Source organism: Piscibacillus halophilus, assembly GCF_900110685.1.
Lineage (GTDB): Bacteria > Bacillota > Bacilli > Bacillales > Alkalibacillaceae > Piscibacillus > Piscibacillus halophilus.
On sequence record NZ_FOES01000007.1, the window covers coordinates 22,187 to 42,360 of the forward strand.

At 37.5% G+C, this 20,174-nt stretch carries 19 protein-coding genes and 1 pseudogene; 15 read left to right on the forward strand and 5 right to left on the reverse strand.

Translation table 11 applies throughout. The annotated features are described in order from the left end of the window. Window positions 1-13 precede the first annotated feature (13 nt). Together BMY57_RS05375 and BMY57_RS05380 are read left to right on the forward strand one after the other, a co-directional pair. The gene (locus tag BMY57_RS05375) at window positions 14-3,106 is read left to right on the forward strand and encodes an AAA family ATPase (RefSeq protein ID WP_091773006.1); all 3,093 of its coding nucleotides are present in this window, start codon (window positions 14-16) and stop codon (window positions 3,104-3,106) included. Window positions 3,107-3,149: 43 nt separating this feature from the next. Next, window positions 3,150-3,767 carry a class I SAM-dependent methyltransferase gene (locus tag BMY57_RS05380; protein ID WP_091773007.1) on the forward strand — a complete coding sequence of 206 codons (618 nt, stop codon included), beginning with the start codon at window positions 3,150-3,152 and terminating at the stop codon, window positions 3,765-3,767. Window positions 3,768-3,902: 135 nt separating this feature from the next. On the opposite strand, the gene BMY57_RS05385 is transcribed toward BMY57_RS05380, so the two are convergent. From BMY57_RS05385 to BMY57_RS16035, 3 genes are all read right to left on the reverse strand, one after another. Next, window positions 3,903-4,388: a hypothetical protein gene (locus tag BMY57_RS05385; RefSeq protein ID WP_091773008.1), complete on the reverse strand. Its 486-nt coding sequence runs from the start codon at window positions 4,386-4,388 to the stop codon at window positions 3,903-3,905. Window positions 4,389-4,533: 145 nt separating this feature from the next. Then, on the reverse strand, window positions 4,534-5,859 hold the full coding sequence (brnQ, locus tag BMY57_RS05390) for a branched-chain amino acid transport system II carrier protein (RefSeq protein WP_091773009.1): 1,326 nt from the start codon (window positions 5,857-5,859) through the stop codon (window positions 4,534-4,536). Window positions 5,860-6,453: 594 nt separating this feature from the next. Then, window positions 6,454-6,606, reverse strand: coding sequence for a hypothetical protein (locus tag BMY57_RS16035; protein WP_175614498.1), 153 nt, complete (start codon window positions 6,604-6,606; stop codon window positions 6,454-6,456). A 221-nt stretch (window positions 6,607-6,827) separates the two neighbouring features. Here BMY57_RS16035 and BMY57_RS05395 point away from each other — a divergent pair, with 221 nt between their 5' ends. After that, a complete protein-coding gene (locus BMY57_RS05395; protein ID WP_091773010.1) occupies window positions 6,828-7,238 on the forward strand; it encodes a hypothetical protein in 411 nt (136 codons plus the stop codon). Window positions 7,239-7,571: 333 nt separating this feature from the next. Here the strand turns inward: BMY57_RS05395 and BMY57_RS05400 are convergent, their stop codons facing one another. Continuing rightward, entirely contained in the window at window positions 7,572-8,114 is a 543-nt protein-coding gene (locus BMY57_RS05400) for a cysteine hydrolase family protein (RefSeq protein ID WP_091773011.1), read from the reverse strand. A 157-nt stretch (window positions 8,115-8,271) separates the two neighbouring features. On the opposite strand from BMY57_RS05400, the gene BMY57_RS05405 reads away from it, so the two are divergent. The 5 genes and pseudogenes from BMY57_RS05405 (at window position 8,272) to BMY57_RS05425 (ending at window position 11,689) form a co-directional block, all read left to right on the forward strand. Beyond that, a complete protein-coding gene (locus BMY57_RS05405) occupies window positions 8,272-8,559 on the forward strand; it encodes a hypothetical protein (RefSeq protein WP_091773012.1) in 288 nt (95 codons plus the stop codon). Window positions 8,560-8,572: 13 nt separating this feature from the next. Then, window positions 8,573-9,274: a CBS domain-containing protein gene (locus tag BMY57_RS05410; protein ID WP_091773013.1), complete on the forward strand. Its 702-nt coding sequence runs from the start codon at window positions 8,573-8,575 to the stop codon at window positions 9,272-9,274. Window positions 9,275-9,293: 19 nt separating this feature from the next. Further along, entirely contained in the window at window positions 9,294-9,569 is a 276-nt protein-coding gene (locus BMY57_RS05415) for a YciI family protein (RefSeq protein WP_091773014.1), read from the forward strand. 13 nt (window positions 9,570-9,582) lie between these two features. Continuing rightward, window positions 9,583-10,440 (forward strand): 2-hydroxy-3-oxopropionate reductase, encoded by an 858-nt coding sequence (gene garR, locus BMY57_RS05420; RefSeq protein WP_091773015.1) that lies wholly within the window; start codon window positions 9,583-9,585, stop codon window positions 10,438-10,440. Between the two features lie 445 nt (window positions 10,441-10,885). Then, window positions 10,886-11,689: pseudogene (locus tag BMY57_RS05425) on the forward strand (DUF2935 domain-containing protein). An 81-nt stretch (window positions 11,690-11,770) separates the two neighbouring features. Here the strand turns inward: BMY57_RS05425 and BMY57_RS05430 are convergent. After that, complete coding sequence (locus BMY57_RS05430; RefSeq protein ID WP_175614490.1) at window positions 11,771-12,280, reverse strand: sigma-70 family RNA polymerase sigma factor; 510 nt, start codon at window positions 12,278-12,280, stop codon at window positions 11,771-11,773. A gap of 338 nt (window positions 12,281-12,618) precedes the next feature. Here BMY57_RS05430 and BMY57_RS05435 point away from each other — a divergent pair, with 338 nt between their 5' ends. From BMY57_RS05435 to BMY57_RS05465, 7 genes are all read left to right on the forward strand, one after another. Continuing rightward, window positions 12,619-13,185 carry an NADPH-dependent FMN reductase gene (locus BMY57_RS05435; RefSeq protein ID WP_091773017.1) on the forward strand — a complete coding sequence of 189 codons (567 nt, stop codon included), beginning with the start codon at window positions 12,619-12,621 and terminating at the stop codon, window positions 13,183-13,185. Between the two features lie 205 nt (window positions 13,186-13,390). Continuing rightward, on the forward strand, window positions 13,391-14,806 hold the full coding sequence (locus BMY57_RS05440; protein ID WP_091773018.1) for a hypothetical protein: 1,416 nt from the start codon (window positions 13,391-13,393) through the stop codon (window positions 14,804-14,806). A gap of 123 nt (window positions 14,807-14,929) precedes the next feature. Continuing rightward, window positions 14,930-16,033 carry a sensor histidine kinase gene (locus BMY57_RS05445; protein ID WP_091773019.1) on the forward strand — a complete coding sequence of 368 codons (1,104 nt, stop codon included), beginning with the start codon at window positions 14,930-14,932 and terminating at the stop codon, window positions 16,031-16,033. A 5-nt stretch (window positions 16,034-16,038) separates the two neighbouring features. Continuing rightward, complete coding sequence (locus tag BMY57_RS05450) at window positions 16,039-16,674, forward strand: response regulator (protein ID WP_091773069.1); 636 nt, start codon at window positions 16,039-16,041, stop codon at window positions 16,672-16,674. Window positions 16,675-16,796: 122 nt separating this feature from the next. Continuing rightward, window positions 16,797-17,729 (forward strand): ABC transporter ATP-binding protein, encoded by a 933-nt coding sequence (locus BMY57_RS05455; protein ID WP_091773020.1) that lies wholly within the window; start codon window positions 16,797-16,799, stop codon window positions 17,727-17,729. A 12-nt stretch (window positions 17,730-17,741) separates the two neighbouring features. After that, complete coding sequence (locus tag BMY57_RS05460; RefSeq protein ID WP_091773021.1) at window positions 17,742-19,019, forward strand: ABC transporter permease; 1,278 nt, start codon at window positions 17,742-17,744, stop codon at window positions 19,017-19,019. After that, the gene (locus tag BMY57_RS05465; protein WP_091773022.1) at window positions 19,020-20,120 is read left to right on the forward strand and encodes an ABC transporter permease; all 1,101 of its coding nucleotides are present in this window, start codon (window positions 19,020-19,022) and stop codon (window positions 20,118-20,120) included. The last annotated feature ends 54 nt before the right edge of the window (window positions 20,121-20,174 follow it).

Below are 20,174 nucleotides of genomic sequence, written 5' to 3' on the forward strand. Positions count from 1 at the left end.
AGAGGGTGATGAGATGAGACCGATTAAATTGACAATGACGGCTTTTGGACCGTATAAAGATCGTGAAATTGTGGATTTTACCAAACTAGATGAAAATCGTTTATTCGTTATTTCAGGTAAAACAGGTGCTGGCAAAACAACCATTTTTGATGGTATTTGTTTTGCCTTATATGGTTCAGCGAGTGGGGAAGATCGTCAAGATTATAAAATATTAAGAAGTGATTTTGCTGATGACGAGCTACATACGAGTGTTGAACTAGTCTTTGAACTTAACCATCAGAAGTATCGTATTTTGCGCCAACTCGGGCATGTAAAAAAGGGAAACAAGACAGCAACGGGAGAAAAATATGAGTTTTATCGAGTAGATGAAACTGGAGAAGTCCCGTGTGTCGATCGTCAAATGAAATCTGAAATCGATCAGTGTGTTGAAGAGATTGTGGGCCTGACGAAGGATCAATTCTCACAGATTGTCATGCTCCCACAAGGCGAGTTCCGCAAGCTATTAACATCCAAAACGGAGAATAAAGAAGAAATTTTACGACGTATTTTTCAAACATATCCTTATCAAGAAATCACTGAACAGTTAAACGCAAAACGTAAAGAAGCAGAAGAAGCGTTTTCGCAGATTGAACAATTGCGTAATCAATATGTTGCTGAAATCAAATCAAAACTCCCTGAGCGTGAAGACTCTAAATTGACAAACGTACTAAGCCAAGAACATTTCAACATGAATCAATTAGTTGACGCATTGGAAACAGAAGCAGAGTATTACCGAGAATATGTTGAACTAATGCAAAAACAAAAAGGCCTGGCACAAGAACGTGTCAAAAAAATGCAGGAACATTTTCAAAAAGCGAAAACACTTAACGAGAAGTTTGATGAATTATCGCATTTCGAACAAAAACAAACGGAACTTAAAACACGAGAAGACCATATTCAGAACCAACAAATTTTATTAGAAAAAAGTGTACGTGCCAGCCAAATTGAAGTGCATGAATCCCATGTGAAGGATATTCGCCAAGATGTGGAAAATCAAAGACGAGCGAAGACAGATGCAGATCATGCCTTAGTAACTGCAAACGAGGCACTTAAGAAGGCTGAGGGTCAATATCAAACCGAGGAAGGACGAAAGGACGAGCGTGAACAAGCTGGTCAATTAGTTGAGAAATTAAAAGAGTTACGTCCAAAGGTAGAGGAATTGAACGCAAAGAAGAAAGTAGTGGATGAACATGAATCCGCTATGAAGGAGCTTGACGCACGTTACAATTCGATTGAAAGCTACTTACAGCAACAACAGCAAGAAAAAGAAAAGCTAAACACATACGTTAGAGAGGTAACTGAAGCAGTCGATCAATTACCTCAGAAGCAACAAGCATTAAATTTATTACATGAAAAATGGCGTGAGGCTAATCGCTATATTCAAATGATAGGTGAAAGGGATATTCTTAAAAAGAAACTGACAGTTGAAGAACGCACCTATAAACAAGCGAAAGATGACTTTGAGAAAATGGAACAAGCGTGGATTCACGGTCAAGCAGGAATCTTAGCCGAGCACTTACATGATGGTGAACCGTGCCCTGTCTGTGGAAGTATGGATCATCCAAAAAAAGCCGAGCTTGCAGTGGAGACACCATCCAAGGCTGAGCTTGATGAGGCAAAAGCTCGCTACGATGAAATGTATCAGTCTTATACAGGCATTGTCGCACGGTACAAAGCTAAACAAGATCAAATGCAGGAGAAAGAGGATGTTTTAAAAAGTTATGATCTTGACCCTGAAACTATTAATCAAACGTTTGATTGGTTAGTGGAACAAGGGCAGAACTTAAAACATGAAGTTGACCACTTAAATCGTATTTCAAAAGAACTAAAGTCTAAACGAGAAGAGTTAGATAAGCTTACAGAACAGATTAAGCAAGTTGAAAAGGATAAAGACAATCTACGTAAACAATTTGATGAGAAAAAACTGGAATATGAACGAGCAAAAGTTACCTATGAAGGCTTATTGGATTCGGTACCAGAACAAGTGAGAGAACCTGGTGCTTTAGATCGAAAACTAAAAGATGCTGAAGCAACTAAAACAAATCTAGATGAAGCATGGGAAAAAGCCCAAAAACAATTAAACACAGCACGTGAAGAGTACGGAAAAGCTACTACACATGTTCGGAATGCTAGTCATTATTTACAAGAAGCAAAGGCTAAACTGGAAAAAGCGGAACAAACCTTTATTCAAGCCTTAGCTGATGGCGGGTTTTCAAATGAAAATGACTATCGAAATGCCAAGCGAACTGAAGAGGAACGCCAGGCGATGAAAGACACAATCGAAACGTTCAAACAACAGCTAGCAAACGTTCAATCACGAATTAGTGAACTTCGTGAACAGTTATTAGAGCAAGAACGTGTTGATCTTACGGCATATGAAACGAAGGTGAATGAAGCCCAAGCTCAATACGAAACAGCGTTGCAACAATACAATACAGCCGTACAAAATCAAACAGATGTCGCGGACTTGAAGAGGAGAATCATCGAGACAAGCGCACGAGTAGATGAACAGGAAAATGTACTGAACCGTATTCAAGATTTATACGATGTCATTCGTGGCCAGAACAGTCAAAAGATTTCTTTTGAACGTTATTTACAAATTGAATACTTGGAACAAATCGTAGATGCAGCAAATGTGAGATTGAAGAGGTTATCGAATGGTCAGTTCTACTTAAAACGCAGCGACCGTCAAGAAGCTCGAGGTCGTCAAAGTGGCTTAGGGCTTGATGTATACGACGTTTATACGGGGCAAGATCGAGATGTTAAAACATTATCTGGTGGTGAGAAATTTAACGCATCATTATGTCTAGCGCTTGGTATGTCTGATGTTATTCAAAGTTTCCAAGGTGGTGTGTCCATTGAGACGATGTTCATTGACGAAGGATTCGGCTCACTTGATGACGAATCGTTAAATAAGGCGATCGACACACTCATTGACCTTCAAAAATCAGGTCGAATGATCGGGGTAATCTCACATGTTCAAGAACTTAAAACAGCCATTCCAGCAGTACTAGAAGTGAATAAGTCACGTGATGGATATAGTGAGACGCAGTTTGTATTGAAATAGGGCCATGTTGCGAACGCCTGATTAAATAGTTGGAGGTTACGAAATGAAGAGTGATCATATTCAATCATTAACAGAATCGTACAATCAAAAAGCAGCTGAAAGAGATTCTAATCATGTAGCAGACTGGAAGCTTGAAGAACGAGATAAGTTTTTAAGTTATTTACAAAAAGAGAACGTAAAAAGTTTACTCGAAATTGGATCTGGTCCGGGGAAAGATAGTTTGTTTTTTAAAGAACAAGGATTGGATCCAGTTTGTATAGATTTATCGCCAGAAATGGTTAACTTGTGCCGGGAAAAAGGGTTAAAAGCTGACATAATGAATTTTGCAAAACTTGAATTCCCTCACCATCATTTTGATTCAGTTTGGGCCTTAAACTGTCTACTTCATGTTCCAAAACAAGATTTGAGAAGTGTTTTAACAGAAATTAAAAGAGTTCTTAAACCATCCGGCTTATTTTTCATGGGAGTTTATGGTGGGAAAAATCATGAAGGGGTTTGGGAAGATGATTTCTATACTCCAAAACGATTTTTCTCGTTTTTTGAAGCAGAAGATCTAAAAGAACTTTTATCTGAAATATTCACGATTGAGTATTTTAAAATAATTCCTCAAGAGGTAATTGGTGGGGAATTGGAGTTTCAATCGATTATTTTAAGAGCATAAACAATGAAGCTGAATGAACTTTTCATTTAAGAATATGGTGAGATTAATGAAATAATTATTTTACTTTCGTAGATTAAGAAAAGCTATGTGAATGAGCACATAGCTTTTTTAATATTGATATAACTCTTTTTAAAATTAGTCATCGTACAAAGAAACAAGGTAATCAAAAACTTCATTTTGGTCATCTAAGACCTTATAATCGGTTTTATCTTGGTCGGTAGAAGTAGCGGAAATATATCCTTCGGCGATCCTATAATGATGTTCACTTCCATCCTCAAAGTGTATATAAAAGTTGAAAACTTTATCTGTTTGTTCAATTCTCCCACCATTGTAAACACGCATGTCACTGTTCAAGAGGGAATAAATGTCGCTTTCATTCTCTATCGTAAACCTTCTATCATCATCAGGACGAATAACCTTTAAATCATCATCTACTGTTGATCCTTGACTTACTACTATATGTTCAACTTGTTGAAAAGCTTCTTCACTCTCTAAATTATCTTTAATCATATTTGAAAATGTAGTAGGCAAGGAAGTTAGCGATATATTAAAGTAGATTAGAGCAACTAAAATTAAAAATAAAACTAAAGTTCCAAGCCATATTATATTCGACCTAGACATAAATCAACCACCTTAATTGGCTTCGGTTATGCTATCATGTACGCTCCTCCATATAAAATATCCTCGGGCTAACGATGTTAGTGAGTATTTATATGGACTTCTTTGATGGTATGTCTTTATGACACTGGGACAACCCTATTAATACTTATACAGATATTTTGGGTTGACTGTTGAAGGAGCTAATTATATATCCAATTAGTCCTCCAATAATGGCTGGCACGATCCATCCTAGTCCAACACCATACCAAGGTAAAACAGCTGTAAAGAACTCGTGTAGACCATCAACTGGAACACCTAATTCATATAAGCGTTCAATTAGGCTTACGATAAATGTGAATAGAATACTAAATTGATAAACCGCTGTTCGTCCTTTAAATAATGGATGTAAGAAGGTTAATACTAATAAACAAATAGCTAAGGGATATAACAATGATAGTACCGGGATCGAGAATTCGATAATTTTATTTAAACCAAAGTTAGCTAGTACAGCACTCACAACCGTAAATAAGACTGCCCATTGTTTATAAGATACACTTGGAACAATTTCTTTGAAATAAGATGCACAAGCCGTGATTAAACCGATACTTGTAGTTAGACATGCCGCTATGACAATAAATGCGAGTAGAATTGATCCCACTGTTCCAAAGTAATAATCAAATGAGTTAGCCAACACAGCGCCACCGTTATCTAAATGGCCAATGCCCTCAACGCTCGTTGCTCCTAAATAGGCTAACGATGAATAAATAATGGCTAGCAAAATTCCTGCAATCAACGCAACTTTAAGTCCATTGACGATTAAGTCTCTCTTACTTGTAGATCCTCGTTCTTTAAGAATGTTAATCACAATAATTCCAAAAACGAACGCTGCAAGCATATCCATTGTTAAATAGCCTTCTTGAAACCCTTTGAAAAAGCTACCTGATAAGAAGTCTTCAGTTGGCGGCTGTATGGTACCAATTGGATTCACAATAGCAGTTACAACTAACACAGATATCAGCACTAATAATAGTGGTGACAACATTTTCCCGACAACATCTACAAGTTTTTGTGATTGTAAAGAAAAGTATAGAGTAATGCCAAAGAAAATAATTGAGAAAATTAAAAGTGGGATTGTATCTACATTATTATTTATAAATGGATTAATACCAATTTCATACGCAACCGTATTTGTCCTCGGGATAGCAAATAATGGTCCGATTGTTAAATATAGTACACTTGCAAAGGTAATACCGTATAAAGGGTGAACCCTGCTTGCTAAAGACTGCAAATTGTCTTTACCTGAGTAAGCCAAAGCGATAATCCCTAATACAGGTAGTCCAACTCCTGTGATAATAAATCCGATATTTGCAGGAACAAGGTTGTCCCCCGCCATTTGACCAAGCATGGCAGGAAAGATTAAATTTCCTGCTCCAAAGAATAGTGCAAATAACATAAACCCAACAGCTAAAATAGATGTTGTTCGTGTTGCCATATAAAAAACCTCCGAAGTATTAGAAATATCTGATTTTTTTGAATATAAAGTTTTATAAAAAAGTTCCTAAATGAATTTAACACAGCTAATTCATAATTGCAAAAAAATTTATTAATAACCTGTTATATAATTTCTTCCATTATTGTGATGATCTCAGTAAATAACCTTATTTCTATGTCATAACATCCCCAATTTACTTAAAATCATAAAATAGCTGTCCGCATATTCATGAGGACAGCTAATTGTATAATTTTATTATAATATTATGAAAATTTATATTAAACGAAAGGGAAGGAATTCCTTCACCTTTCGTGATTGATGTCAATTAAGTAAATAACGTGATAGTTTATTTTTGTTTCTTGTTGAATTTTTGTTCACGGATGTATTGATCACGCAAGTCTTTAATACGTGTTGTTGTTGAGTAGATATCAAACATATAAATCCCTCCTATGGCTAAATATTTCCTTAAAGTCAAAAGCCATTATAATACTGTCTTTGTTTCCTTACCTCAGACTTAGGTCCGATTTTGCGATTTTAAATTATATTGTTCACAATTTGTTCAGAAAGAGTATCGGGGGAGGCCAATACCCTTCCTTAAGCAATTTTTCTCTGTTGTTTTCTATGCCAAAAATAACGGAATTTGTTAGGTTTAGATCTTGAAATGGGTCCATATACTTTTTGTTGTTTTAAACATTCATTTCTTATATCTTTAACTCTTGGCATATGAGCGTTATATACATCATACATTTGAAATCCCTCCATCTGTTTTTCCTAACTTTAGTTTACGTGGTTTCGAATTTTTTCTTAACAGTATGCGGATTGATTTACGCTCATACTCGAGGCTGATTTTTATTTCAGACTGGTGTTTAGTGAAGGAGGCAGAATGACATTCATAAGGAAATATATTACAATACAAGGTGATAAATAGGATCACTCTCGTGTCTGACGAAAATCAGGGAGGAATATTGTTGAAAAAGTTTTTATCACTCATTCCGATTCTAATTGTTATAGCTTACCTATCTGCTAACTTTGCCCGTATTGAAACGGAGGTGTCCTTAACTGACATGAGTATCAATTGGGCACCAGAAGAGGTCAAATCGTTTGTGAATAATCATAGGGATGAAAATGGGGTTCATCTAATGAATAGAGATCAAGAGAAAAATCTTATGTATGTATATTTGAATGCTTCCTACCGTGGAGAAGATGCTGTTTATTATAAGGATTTCGATGTGAAAGTGGAAGATGAAGCTCTCGAAATTTACCATACATACGAAGGAATTGAACAGTACAATCAAGATCAAGACGATCAAAAATTGTATAAAATAATCGTTGTAGATGATTTTGAGTTTAGTCATTTTAAAAGTATAACGGAATCTTAAGCAGGGAAGTCATTCCCTGCTAATTAATTTCCTAATTCATTCCGCATCTTGGATTTATAAACAGTTTATGCACATCATCCACAGAATCAAGGTATTAATTACTTAGTTATCCACAAAATTAAAGAACGTCTGTTTGTGAATAATGGATTTATCCTCAACTTATGGACAACCATCCCCAAATAATGTGGACTTGTCCCCAACTATACACAGGTTTATTAACAGGTTGTGTGTATGTCGGATGTTTTCAACATTTTTGTACAAAATTATACGTAAACGGCTGTGAATAAGTGCAAAAATTGATAAAAAGGTGTGGATAATATTATTTGACAGTGATCAGTAGTTGGTCATCTTGCCATATTTATCTCTATATTCCTCAAAATCTAATACTTCAATAGTATTTGACCAATGTAGAGCTGTACCAACGAAGTCTCGGATATCTAATCCTGGCATTTCATAAGTGTTTGCATCATTGACCGTCCCTGTAGCGTCTTCAATTAAAGAGACCTTGTAACCACGGTCAAAAGCTGAAATGGCTGTAAACATACAACAAAACTCTGTATTAAATCCTGTAATGAATAATTGATTGACATTCAGATTTCTTAACATGTTCTCCAGTTTTGTTTGAAAAAATGAGCTTGGAGTCTTTTTTTCAATGGTGTAGTCTGCATACTCTAAAAGTGGTTCGTAAATCTTAGAGTCTTTAGATTTATAGTAGAAAGGATTGTTTTCATCCCCAGAAATATTTCTGACGAAGATAACGGGAAGTTGTTGGGATTTAAAATCATTGATGATTTTTTCGATATTAATTAATTCATTACGAAAATCTTTAAAATTAACGATGACGTTTTGAACATCAATAACAAGAAGGGCTTTCATAGTTACGCTCCTTAACATAAAAATTGTTGTTAACACTTATTTCCATACTGGATGTAGGATTCCTGCAAGAATTGTTGAAAAAAGTGTGGTTCGACAAGGATTTTATAAGGTTCATCATGAAATGTATTGATTAGTGAAATATAAAGGGAGGGCCATGATGTATTATGATCGTGAACGTATAGAGGAACTAAGAAAACAGGGCGAGGAATATGTTAAAAAGGTTGAAAAGCGGGAGAAAGGTTACCGATATCAAGTGAACGACACGGAAATAAAGTGTATTCACTGTGGTCACGACCGTTTTCAAGAAGATAAGGCGTTATTAAATTCCAGGGGATTATCATTTTTTGACTTAGATTGGCTAAATGATTCAGCCAATATTGCGGTTTGTAAGAAATGTAGTTTTATGCACTGGTTTGCAGACCCCATAATTAAAATTGACAATTAGGAGAGACATCGAAGTGAAGAATTCAGAACGATATTTAATCGCCTTTAATCAAATTGATAAGTATTTAAACAATGAGTTAAGTCGTAATGGGAGCTATGTAGGTTTTTCTCAGGCTGTAAATAAGGTTGCGCAACATAATCATATTGTAAAACGTTTTAAAGATGATTTACTCGAGTTTGCAGTACTTCGGAACGCGATTGTTCACGAGCGAACAGATCCTGAATATGTCATAGCAGAACCACATGATTCGACCGTTGAAAAAATCGAGAAGGTCCTGAGTGAATTAACAGAGCCCAAAAAAGTGATTCCGACTTTTTCTCAAGAAGTGAAGTCTTTTAAAATATCGGATTCGTTAGCTGATGTGTTGAACATGATTAAATACACCCATTATTCTCAGTTCCCTGTTTATGAAGAGGATGAATTTAAAGGCTTGTTAACCGCTAATGGCATTACTAATTGGCTAGCAGAAACAGTAGATGAAGACTTATTATCACGAGAAGAAACGACATTAGATCAATTGATCGACTATGAAGAGGGTACTGAGAATTATAAGTTTGTTTCGCGTGATTTGACAATTTATGAAGCGGAGGATATTTTTAAAGATCAAGTTAATAAAGAAGATCGAATAGATGCCGTTTTAATCACACATAACGGAAAATCGGACGAGTCATTGTTAGGTATTATCTCAGCATGGGATATAATCGATATACCATAAAAAAGAAAGGGGAAATAAGATGAAGTATTTTGCTTGCTTTTTATCGATGAAAGATGAGGAGAAGAGTCAAAAGTATCGACCACAGCATTTAGATTTTTTAAAGAAAATGCGTCATGAGAAAAAAGTTCTGATGAATGGCCGTTTTACGGATGGTGCAGGCGGTTTAATTATTTATCGAGCAAATCATTTAGATGAAGCTATTCAATATGCAAAAGAAGACCCTTATATTCAAGTTGGAGCACGTGAATTTGAAATTCATGAATGGGAGTTAGTATCAGAATACAACTTTGATTAAAGGAGAGGTATTTATGAGAATCGGATTTATAGGTCTTGGAATTATGGGGAAACCAATGTGTAAAAACCTTATTAAGGCTGGATACGATGTGATTGTGTCGAGTTCTAAACCAAAAACGAATGATGAAATGCGTGAGGCAGGCGCTTGTGTAGCGAATTCGTATAAAGATTTGGCATCCCAAGTGGATGTGGTCATTACTATGGTTCCGAATTCACCAGAAGTGAAAGCGGTGATTCAAGAGATTGCGGATGACCTTTCTGAAGGGGCGACCGTTATTGATATGAGTTCGATTGCTCCGTTAGCAAGCCAAGAAATAGCTAACATGTTACGTAAACGTGGAATCGGATTTTTAGATGCTCCTGTCAGTGGTGGTGAACCGAAAGCCATTGAAGGGACTGTTTCTGTCATGGTAGGTGGGGATTCGAATACGTTTGAAAAGTGTAAGCCCATTTTAGATACGATGGCTGGATCTGTCGTTCGAGTTGGAGATGTGGGGGCAGGGAATTCGACTAAGCTCGCAAATCAAATTATTGTTGCCCTTAATATCGCAGCCGTGTCAGAAGCATTCGTATTAGCTAAGAAAATGGGAGTCGATCTTGAGCTTGTTCATGAAGCGATTCGGGGCGGACTGGCTGGAAGTACGGTGCTAGATGCTAAAGGTCCAATGATGATTGAAAGAGACTTTAAACCAGGTTTTAAAATTGACCTTCACTTAAAAGACGTAAACAATGTCGTTGAGACCGCAAATGAGCTCGATGTGCCATTACCATTAACCCATTCAATGCAAGAAGCTTTAAAGACGTTGTCGGAAGAAGGATTTGGACAAGAAGATCATTCAGCTATTTTGCGTTACTTTGAAAATCAAAATTAATAAAAAAGACCCTTCAACACTTATTTGATGGTTGAAGGGTCTTACTACGTTATGCTATCGACAATTGAAATCACGTTTTAACTCCTCTCTTATAAAATTCTTGTAATAGAGTTAGCGTTTATTTCTTGCTTTACGAACTTGCTCTTGTTGCTTTTCATATCGTCGATAACGCTCTTTGTACATCACACTGTGCAATTGGGTATCAAATAAATACATCTCATTCGCCTCCTTTTCTTTGTTCACTTATAGTTTACCCTGTCCACCACCCCCTCAAAACGTGTTTTAGGTTGATTTCAATTCCTACTCTGGACCGATTTTGTTCTCAGCCCTATTAAGAAGCTATTTTAATGAAGAATGGGTGATGTAGTAATGTGGAGAATTGATAATAAATCCCTACTTTCATGAATATATTTACAAAGATGACTATTTCAGGGGTGGGTGACTTTTGGCAGATTTATTAGAAAGTGCATCGTTTGAGCACCAATTTTGGTTGCAAGTCCTAGGTGACCATTCACGATTTATACGTGACTCACTTTATCCATCAGAAGAGAAAGACGTCAGAATCGCAAGCCAGTTCGTTGAACATTTTGATCATCTATTATAACAGTCAAGAAATTTATACAGCAATAATGTTATAGCCTTTACAAAACAAGCGGAAGAAGCAGCTGAACAGATGAGGGAATTTAAGTTTTCTATCATTAGGCGCCAATTAAACGGTGAGATTGGCATTCATTTATCTCCGACTTTTATTAATCATATGGTTAATGAATTAGAGGAGTACTTGCTTGTGATTAGTTACCTAAAAGAAGGAGAAGCACCACCAATTTTCCACGAATTACATCACCACTTAGTTTGGCTGGCAGACGCTGCAGGTCACGCAGGAGCGATTAATGATGAATTAGATAAAGTCGAACAACGTTTAAAGGAAAAAAGTGAAAAGTTCGCTAAACACTTTGATGATTTTTATATTAAGGCGGTGGAACTCACAGGTTACCTACGCGCCAATATTTCATCATTTCCAGCATTAAATCGATTTAATGATGATGTCGAGGTCGAGATTAAGCTGTTTCAAACGTTTCTACATGAAGTCGAAGAAATGGAATTGTCCGATACAGTATTAAGCACGTTTTCCGCACTGATGGCAGACCATATGTACCGTGAAGAATGTTATTACTTAATGAAGCTTGCAGAGTCCTCCAACACAACTGTTCCTGATTGCGATCCTACGAAACCTAGAACAGAAGAATAATGGTGATGAAGAGAGGACGATTTACTAAGTTCTCTCTTTGTTATTAACAAATAAAAACGACCGATCAAAATCGGTCGTAATCTATGTCAAATACGGTTTGAGGACCGGGCGTAGTTTGCGCTTTACCTCTTTCCCCCAGCCTTTCACCGCATCGATTGTTACATGCTCCTCAGTAGCTATTTCTTTTATCCCCTTTCCTTCTACAATTCGCTTCTGAACATATATCCATTGTTTTTCGGTTAAAGCTCCACGTACTAATTCCCAAAACATCGGGTCAAAATTTTCGATACTCGCATCATGTTCAGCTTCTTCTTGAAAAAATTCACTAACGGTTTCTCGCTCAATTAATCGACTCTTTTTGCGAATTAAATCAATGAGTCGACTTCGGATCGTGATGTATGTAATCTTCGAGAATGAGTCACGATCATAATATTTTTGATAAGATTCCCATAAAGCAATTAACCCCTGTTGATAAAACTCCCCTTCCCGGTCTTGGATGTTTAGTTTGTGAATGAGGTGGTAAATCATGCTTTCATATTGCTTCAACACCTCGCTAAAATGACACGTTTGGTCTTGTAACATATTTGGCATGGTATCTACGCCCTCCTTTTTCTTAATCATAAAATAGAGCGAATCTAGAAAAATGTCATCTTACTTTTTAATAGAAAAAGTTCATCATTAGGTTAGAAAAATTAATTTTCTTATATAAAATACATATTTTTTGTCAGAAAACTACTTAAAAAGTAAAAAAATTGAAAGATAGATTTCTATATATAGTATCGTCACTCAAATAGGAATGGTGTGGGGGAATGTGTGACTTTCTGGAAAGAAAATGGATTCTTTTTGACCGATTCAGGCAAATAACTTGATTTTTGATGATTGCTTTAAGTACTATGAAAACTAGCATTTTACAACAGGAGTGAATTGAGATGGGTATCAAAGTTGTCGGAATTAGTGGTAGTCATAGAAAAGATTCGTTGAATAAAAAATTACTAGACTTCGTGGCTGAGCAGTTGCCACAGGAAGTAGAATATGAATATGCGGATTTCTCAAATGTTCCGTTATTTAATCAAGATCAAGAGGAGCCAATTCCTGAGAGTGTAAAAGTTTTTAAGGGAAAAGTTGAATCGGCAGACATTGTGTTGTTCGCAACACCAGAATATAATGGTTCGATTTCAGGTGTGTTGAAAAATGGAATCGATTGGTTATCTCGTCCTGCCGGTCAAAACTCTTTAACTGGAAAAGTAGCTGGAGTAATGGGTGCGGCTCCTGGACAAGGTGGTACACTTAAGGCACAGCTACACTTACGTGAGATTTTAAGTCACATGAATGTGGATGTTCCTGGACAACCGCGTGTTATGTGTAATTTTGCTGGTGAGAAAATGAAAGAGGCTCGTCTTGTGCTAGAAGGTAAAGAGTTAGAGTCGGTTGAGAATTTAATCAAACGTTTGATTAAAATGGCTAATGCTTATAAACAAGAACCTGTGACGGTTTAATTTATGATGAAGTCCTATCGTTAATTGATTACGATGGGGCTTTTTATTTTGTAAACCTTTAACAACCATTTTCTTATCTTCTAAAACATCTTCCTTTCAAAACTTAAGAAAAATCGACCCTTTTGAGCCAATAGTTCTTTTGTCTTATGTACTCGCACCACTATAGGCAGGTGTGCATATGATGTTCCAAAAGGGGGACATCATTATGGAATTAACAATTGCGCATTGGCTATATGCGCTCGTGACGCTCGTCGTAATTTTGACGATGGTGTTTCGAAAAGGCGTTGTGCTCCCGACGCTTCTAGGAACGTTCCTCGTCGCTTGGATTTACAAAGGGAGTTTAGTCACTGGCTTTACCGCCGTGTTTAATGCCAACTTAACCGCGGCGAAAGAGCTGTTTAGTATCTTTTTAATCATTACATTTATGGTGGCGTTGTTACATTCGTTAAAGGATATTGGGGCTGATCAGCAGATGATTGCTCCAGTCCAAATAGTAATGACGAATGGGCATGTAGCTTTCCTTGTATTAGTAGGAACCACTTTTGTTATATCGTTATTTTTCTGGCCAACTCCGGCTGTGCCGTTAATTGGAGCATTATTAATACCTGCGGCGGTCAGAGTGGGGCTTCCAGTCATGGGTGCAGCTATGATTGTCGCATTGGCAGGGCAAGGGATGGCCCTTGCAGCTGACTATGTTATTCAAGTCGCACCGATGTTAAGTGCTTCATCTGCCGGAGTCGAAACGGGGGTAGTGGCTGATAAAGCATTAATATTATCACTTGTAACAGGTATTGTAGCTATTACACTCGCATACTTTATGATTCGTAAACAAATTCGTAAACCGAATGACCCAGCGAATGTTGATTCATTAAAACAATTACCAGGTCAAGAAGATGTTGAAGTTGTTTCGAATAATGAAAAATGGAAGAAGTTTTTCGCTGTATTAGTACCTTTAGCTATGTTAGGTGTCATGATTTTCATGGTGTACACCAAATTTGAAGGTGGTCGCTCGGGAGGTTTTGAAGGTGGAGATGGTGCAGCCTTAATTGGTGGTGTCGCCGTCATCTTATTAGCCTTTGCCACTATGGCTTATGGCAAAGTTAAGGCTTTAGACCGTGTGAGCGAGCATATTGTGAGTGGCTTCGTCTTTGCTTTTAAAGCGATGGGACCCGTTATCCCGATTGCAGGGTTTTTCTTCTTAGGGAGTAGTGAATTTGCAGGGAATATATTAAGTATGGGAGAAGCTGAACCCCCAGGTTTCTTGTTCGATTTAGTGCAAGCGGGACAAAATGCTATTCCAGAAAGTGCCTTTTTAACGGCTTTTGGAATCCTAATTATTGGGATTATAACAGGTCTAGACGGTTCAGGCTTCTCAGGCCTTCCTCTAACAGGTGCTCTTTCTGGCGCACTGGCTAATGGAGGTCTCGATCCATCGACACTGGCAGCTGTTGGGCAGATGGGGTCTATTTGGACTGGTGGAGGAACGATTGTGGCTTGGTCATCCCTTGTAGCAGTGGCTGGGTTCTGTGGCGTTTCCGCACTCGATCTCGCTAGGAAAAACTTTATCCCTGTCATGATCGGGCTCATCGTCTCGACGCTAGTCGCTCTTTGGATTTGGTAGATTGATATCATTGAGACTACCCGGTGCTCAGTGCACCTGAGTAGTTTTTTTATGCTTATTTCGGTAAGTTTAGCCTTTCATTTAATGTTATGATAATGGTAATAATACGAATAGGTGATTAGAATGGAACGTCATTTAGTTTGGATTTGGCTAACCTTATTGCTCGTTACATGGGGAGTCGGATTAGGGGATTTCTCATATGTAAGTTCAATACAATATCTCGGAAGTGCTGCTTTTTTTGCAATCATTTTTCTTATACCATTATTTAGGAAAAATTTCTTTGCAACCAGTGTCGTGTTGAGTGCAGCAGGCATTATTGTAACGGTTGTGTTTTGGGAAAATGCTTCTCCGTTAACTGTTATACTTTTTACATATCTAACGGGTGAAATTATTTATCGATTAAAAGGTCGACATGCTATCATCACAGGAATAGTTCAATTGATCAGCTTTAACCTTCTGTCACCTGTTTCATATCCTTTTTCTGTAATTTATTCATTTTTTCTTGTTATAGTAGCTTTTCTCGCTTACCAACGTTTAAATCAACTGGAGGAAGCGGACTCCAGATACCAAGCGCTTTTACATGAATATCGAAAAATAAAGCTGAAGTCTGCCTCGGATGAAAAGCTTGCACGCCAAGAGGAACGTACCCACATTGGTCGGGAGATTCACGACAGGGTTGGACATAAGTTGACGAACCTATTAATGCAGTTAGAAGTGGCTCGATTAGAAGCTAATCAAGATACGGAAGAACGGTTACATATGTTAAAAGATTTAGCAAAAGATAGCTTAGAAGAAACTCGACGTGCCGTAAAAGCAATGGACCATGATGAAATTGGTGGTTTATCAGCGATTATTCGATTGATTCGTAAGCTTGAAGCAGAGAACTATATTCGAATTCATTTTTCGGTGAAAAATCGCGCCTTTTCAGCGGAATTAGACGTTGATCAAACCGTCGCCGTTTATCGTGCGGTTCAAGAAGCTTTGACGAATGTGATGCGCCATAGTTCAGAGCGGGAAGCTACGATCTTATTTGAATCTCCAGGAGAGAGTGTTTTTCGTTTTGAAGTCTCAAATCCTATACAAGAGGGTTATCAGTTTCAAGTAGGTTATGGACTAAAATCGATGCAAAAACGGATTGAGAATGTGGGAGGTCAAGTTGATGTTTTGACTTATCAAAATAGATTTATTTTGCGGGGTACTTTGCCGATAGTAAGAATGGGGGAATGAATCAAATGATTCGCGTGCTAATCGCTGAAGATCAATCGTTGGTCATGCAAGGCTTGAAAATGATGATTGAGACGGATTCGGAATTGAAAGTAACAGGAGAGGCAAGAAATGGGAAAGAAGCGGTTGAACTTTGTGAAAAAAATTGGTTCGACCTGGCGATTTTAGATATTCGTATGCCTGAAATGGATGGTCTCGAAGCGGCTAAAATCATTCGTGAACGTTGGCCAGAAATAAAGGTATTAATGCTAACTACGTTTAATGATGATGAGTATGCACTTGAGGCATTACGAATAGGAGCACACGGCTATATGTTAAAGGATGCTGATGCGGATTCATTAATCAAGTCGATTAAAAATTGCTTGAACGGTGGCCTGCACATCCAGGGAGAAGTTGCAGCAAAAGTGGTACCTCGATTACTTGAAAAAGAGAATCCTTCACCTAAACTTCATCATACACTCACCCCAAGAGAAACAGACATTTTACGACGGATTGGCGAGGGAAAAAGTAATAAAGAAATCGCAGAAGAATTAGCTTTATCGGTTGGAACGGTCAAAAACCATATCAGTGTTCTTTTAGATAAACTCGATTTGCGCGACCGCACACAATTAGCTATATTTGCAATTAGAAATGGCTTGGTTTAGGGGTTGATTGAAGTAAAATAAAAAAAGTGACTTAGGTCATGGTTGAAAGTGACGGAAGGCAGTGTTGGCACTGCCTTCTTTTTTATATATTAGAGTTAGATTGATGTGAGGGAGAGTTGCTAATGTTAGAGACAGTGGATTTGAAAAAGGTTTTTAAACAAAATGTAGCGGCCGATGATGTGAATTTATACCTTGATCGAGGTGAATCGGTAGGACTTCTTGGACCAAATGGTGCAGGGAAATCAACGACGATTTCGATGATTTCAACGTTACTGAAGCCGACCTCTGGTGAAGTGAAATGGCATGGAGATTCAGTGATTAAAAATCCTAGCCTCATCAGAGATGTATTAGGGGTAGTGCCACAAGAGATTGCATTATATGAAGAGTTGACAGCTCTTGAGAATCTCAGGTTTTTCGGAAAAATATATGGGATTAAAGGGAAGCAGCTCGAAACGAAAATTACTGAAGTATTAGAAATTGTAGGCTTAACGGATCGACAAAAAGAATTGGTTAAACATTACTCTGGCGGGATGAAGCGTCGGATTAATATTGCTGTCGCTCTTTTACATGAGCCAGAAATTATTATTATGGATGAACCGACTGTTGGGATTGATCCACAGTCGAGGAACTATATTTTAGAGATGGTTCGTCAATTGAACAAAGAAAAAGGTATGACGGTATTGTATACGAGTCATTACATGGAAGAAGTAGAACGACTTTGTGATCGAATCTATATCATGGATCACGGTAAAGTGATCGCAACAGGTACGAAGGAAGAACTCACAAGTATTCTATCAAGTGAGGAAACTATATTAATTGAACTTGATCAGTCTTATCCTCAGTTAGTTGAAAAAATTAAACAGACAGATGGTGTCTTACAAGTTGTGGAACATGAACAAGAGATCAAGTTGATTGTACCAAAAGGTAACCGTCTCCTTGGAAAGATATTTCAATTGGCTGAACAAGAGCAAGCACAAATTACAAGCATTAATGTTCAGATCCCGACTTTAGAGGATGTGTTTTTACATTTAACAGGGCGAAAGTTAAGAGATTAGGAGGGGAAAAGTATGTGGACGTTTCTTAAAAAAGATATGCTCGTATTGGTTCGAGATAAGACGGAATTAGCTGTTCTAGTCTTGATGCCCCTCATTCTCACTGCCATTTTAGGTTTTGCCCTAGGAAGCATTATGTCTGGTGACACTGAGTCTATTGAGGCTAAAATTGCGGTGGTTCAGCAAGATGATCCTGAATCAGGCGTGGAGACTTTTTTATCAGAAATAGATAGCCTTCCAATACCAGATCAGGCAAAAGTGGAAATGGGCGATGCGGCAGAATCATATAACCCAGCAGCTATTATTGAAGAGGCTATAAAGGAAACAGAATTATACGAGTTGGATTATTTAAATTATCAAGAGGCAAAAGACGCTTTACAAGAGGAAGAAGTCGTTGCGATTTTAAGGATTCCCGAGGGGTTTACGTACGATGCATTAACAAATTTAATGTTGGAGAATGGTTCAGGTGCTGAGTTATTCGTTGAAAAAGATGAGCACGATGCTTTTTCAAACAGCGTTTTTGAAGATGTAGTAGATGTGATTGTGGATCAAATGAACACGGTGTCTGCGATTGCAAAAGTATCAGGAGAAAATGGCGTATCAGCAATTGATGAGACGGCTCCTAGCTCTACTGAACAAATCGGTGGAATGGAGAGTGTTACGGATCGTGACTCTATGTCTTCTGTGCAATATTATACGTTTGGAATGATTGCGATGTTTGCGTTATACATTGCATCAACGGTTGCTACAAAAGCGTACAATGAACAGCTTCAACACGTATTCAATCGAATTATATTATCCGGAAAACATCCTTTTATATATTTGTCCGGAAAAGGGATCTCGAGTTTCTTATTAGTTTGTTTACAAGTATTAATTTTAATCTCAGCATCCATTTTTATTTTTAATTCATTTGATGTTGAGTCACTAGTTGATATAGCGGGTATGGCTTTAATTACAGTGGTTTATGCCTTATGTATAGGCGCGTTTGGAGCATTACTTACGTCACTTACGATGAGAGCTAATAGTGAAGCGGTCACGGGAATTTTTTCAGGATTTATTGTGAGTATATTAGCCTTTCTAGGTGGAAGTTTTATTCCGAAAACTCAAATGCCAGATATCATTAATCTGCTAGGGGAGTGGACCCCAAATGGCTTAGCACTAACAGCGTACCTTCAATGGTCACAAGGATTAGGATTTGAATATATTGTCCCTTCGTTAACACGAATACTGGTGATCACAGTCGTGATTTGGTTGATCAGTATCATAATTTTCCCTAGAAAGAAGGTGGTATAAGTGAAAGCATTATTCTTACTTCAATGGCAACGTTTGAAAAGAGAACCACTTCTCATGGGCTCAATGCTTGTCATGACAATTGTTTTTGTTATAGTCATTGGCGGATTTAATGGAAATAGTCAGATTAGTGTTCCAACATACTTTGATCATTCAATTCAAAATCAAGAAGAAGTGTTAGATCATTTAAATGAGTCAACTACTGGGTTTGAGTTTTTTGAAACGGATGAAGAGTCGGTGCGTGAAAAAGTAGCTCTTGGAGAATACAGTTATGCTGTCAAAATGATGCAAGATGATTACCGGATTCTAACGATGACGGAAGGTAGTAATATACAGTCAGTGGATCAAGTTTTACGTCAATATATGACAAGTGAAAATCTATTAAATGAAGCATCAGCCCAAGCCGATGACCCAGAAGCTTTTAAAGAACGGGTAAGCGAATTAAGGTTGACACCACCCGTATCGGTCACAAGTATTGATGCTGGCTCAGGTGATACGACAGGCTATAACCAGAAGTTACAAACTCTGTTTGGTATGACACTTTTCTTTTCACTTTATACCATTATGTTCAGTCTAGGGAAAATCGCCTTAGAAAAACAAACAGGAACGATGAATCGTATTATTTTATCTCCCGTTAAAAAGTGGCAAGTGTATCTAGGTTACATGGGGTACTCCTTCTTAATCGGCTTTTCTCAAATTTTATTTGTTGTATTGCTTTTTAAGTATGGATTTGGATTTGAAGTAGGGGACCAAATGCTGGCTATTGTGTTGACGATTGCTTGCTTTGTATTTGCGATTGTTTCGCTTTCCATGTTGATTTTAGGGTTAATTAAGTCTTATCAACAATTGAACGCCGTTATACCAATTGTTACAGTAAGCATGGCTATGATTGGTGGTGCATATTGGCCGTTAGATATTGTTACTAATGACATACTTCTCACGATTGCTAGAATCGACCCTATCACGTATGCAATGGAAGCATTGACCTCGGTCTCTATGTATGACAATGGAATTTCTGCTATCTATGATTCATTAGCTATTTTAGTTCTCATAGGTGTTTTATGTATGGGGATAGGTGTGAACCTGATGGAGAGAAAAGCTTAATCTTTGGATATGCGCGAAAAATTAATTTTATGCGCGCTTTTTCTGAATTATGCG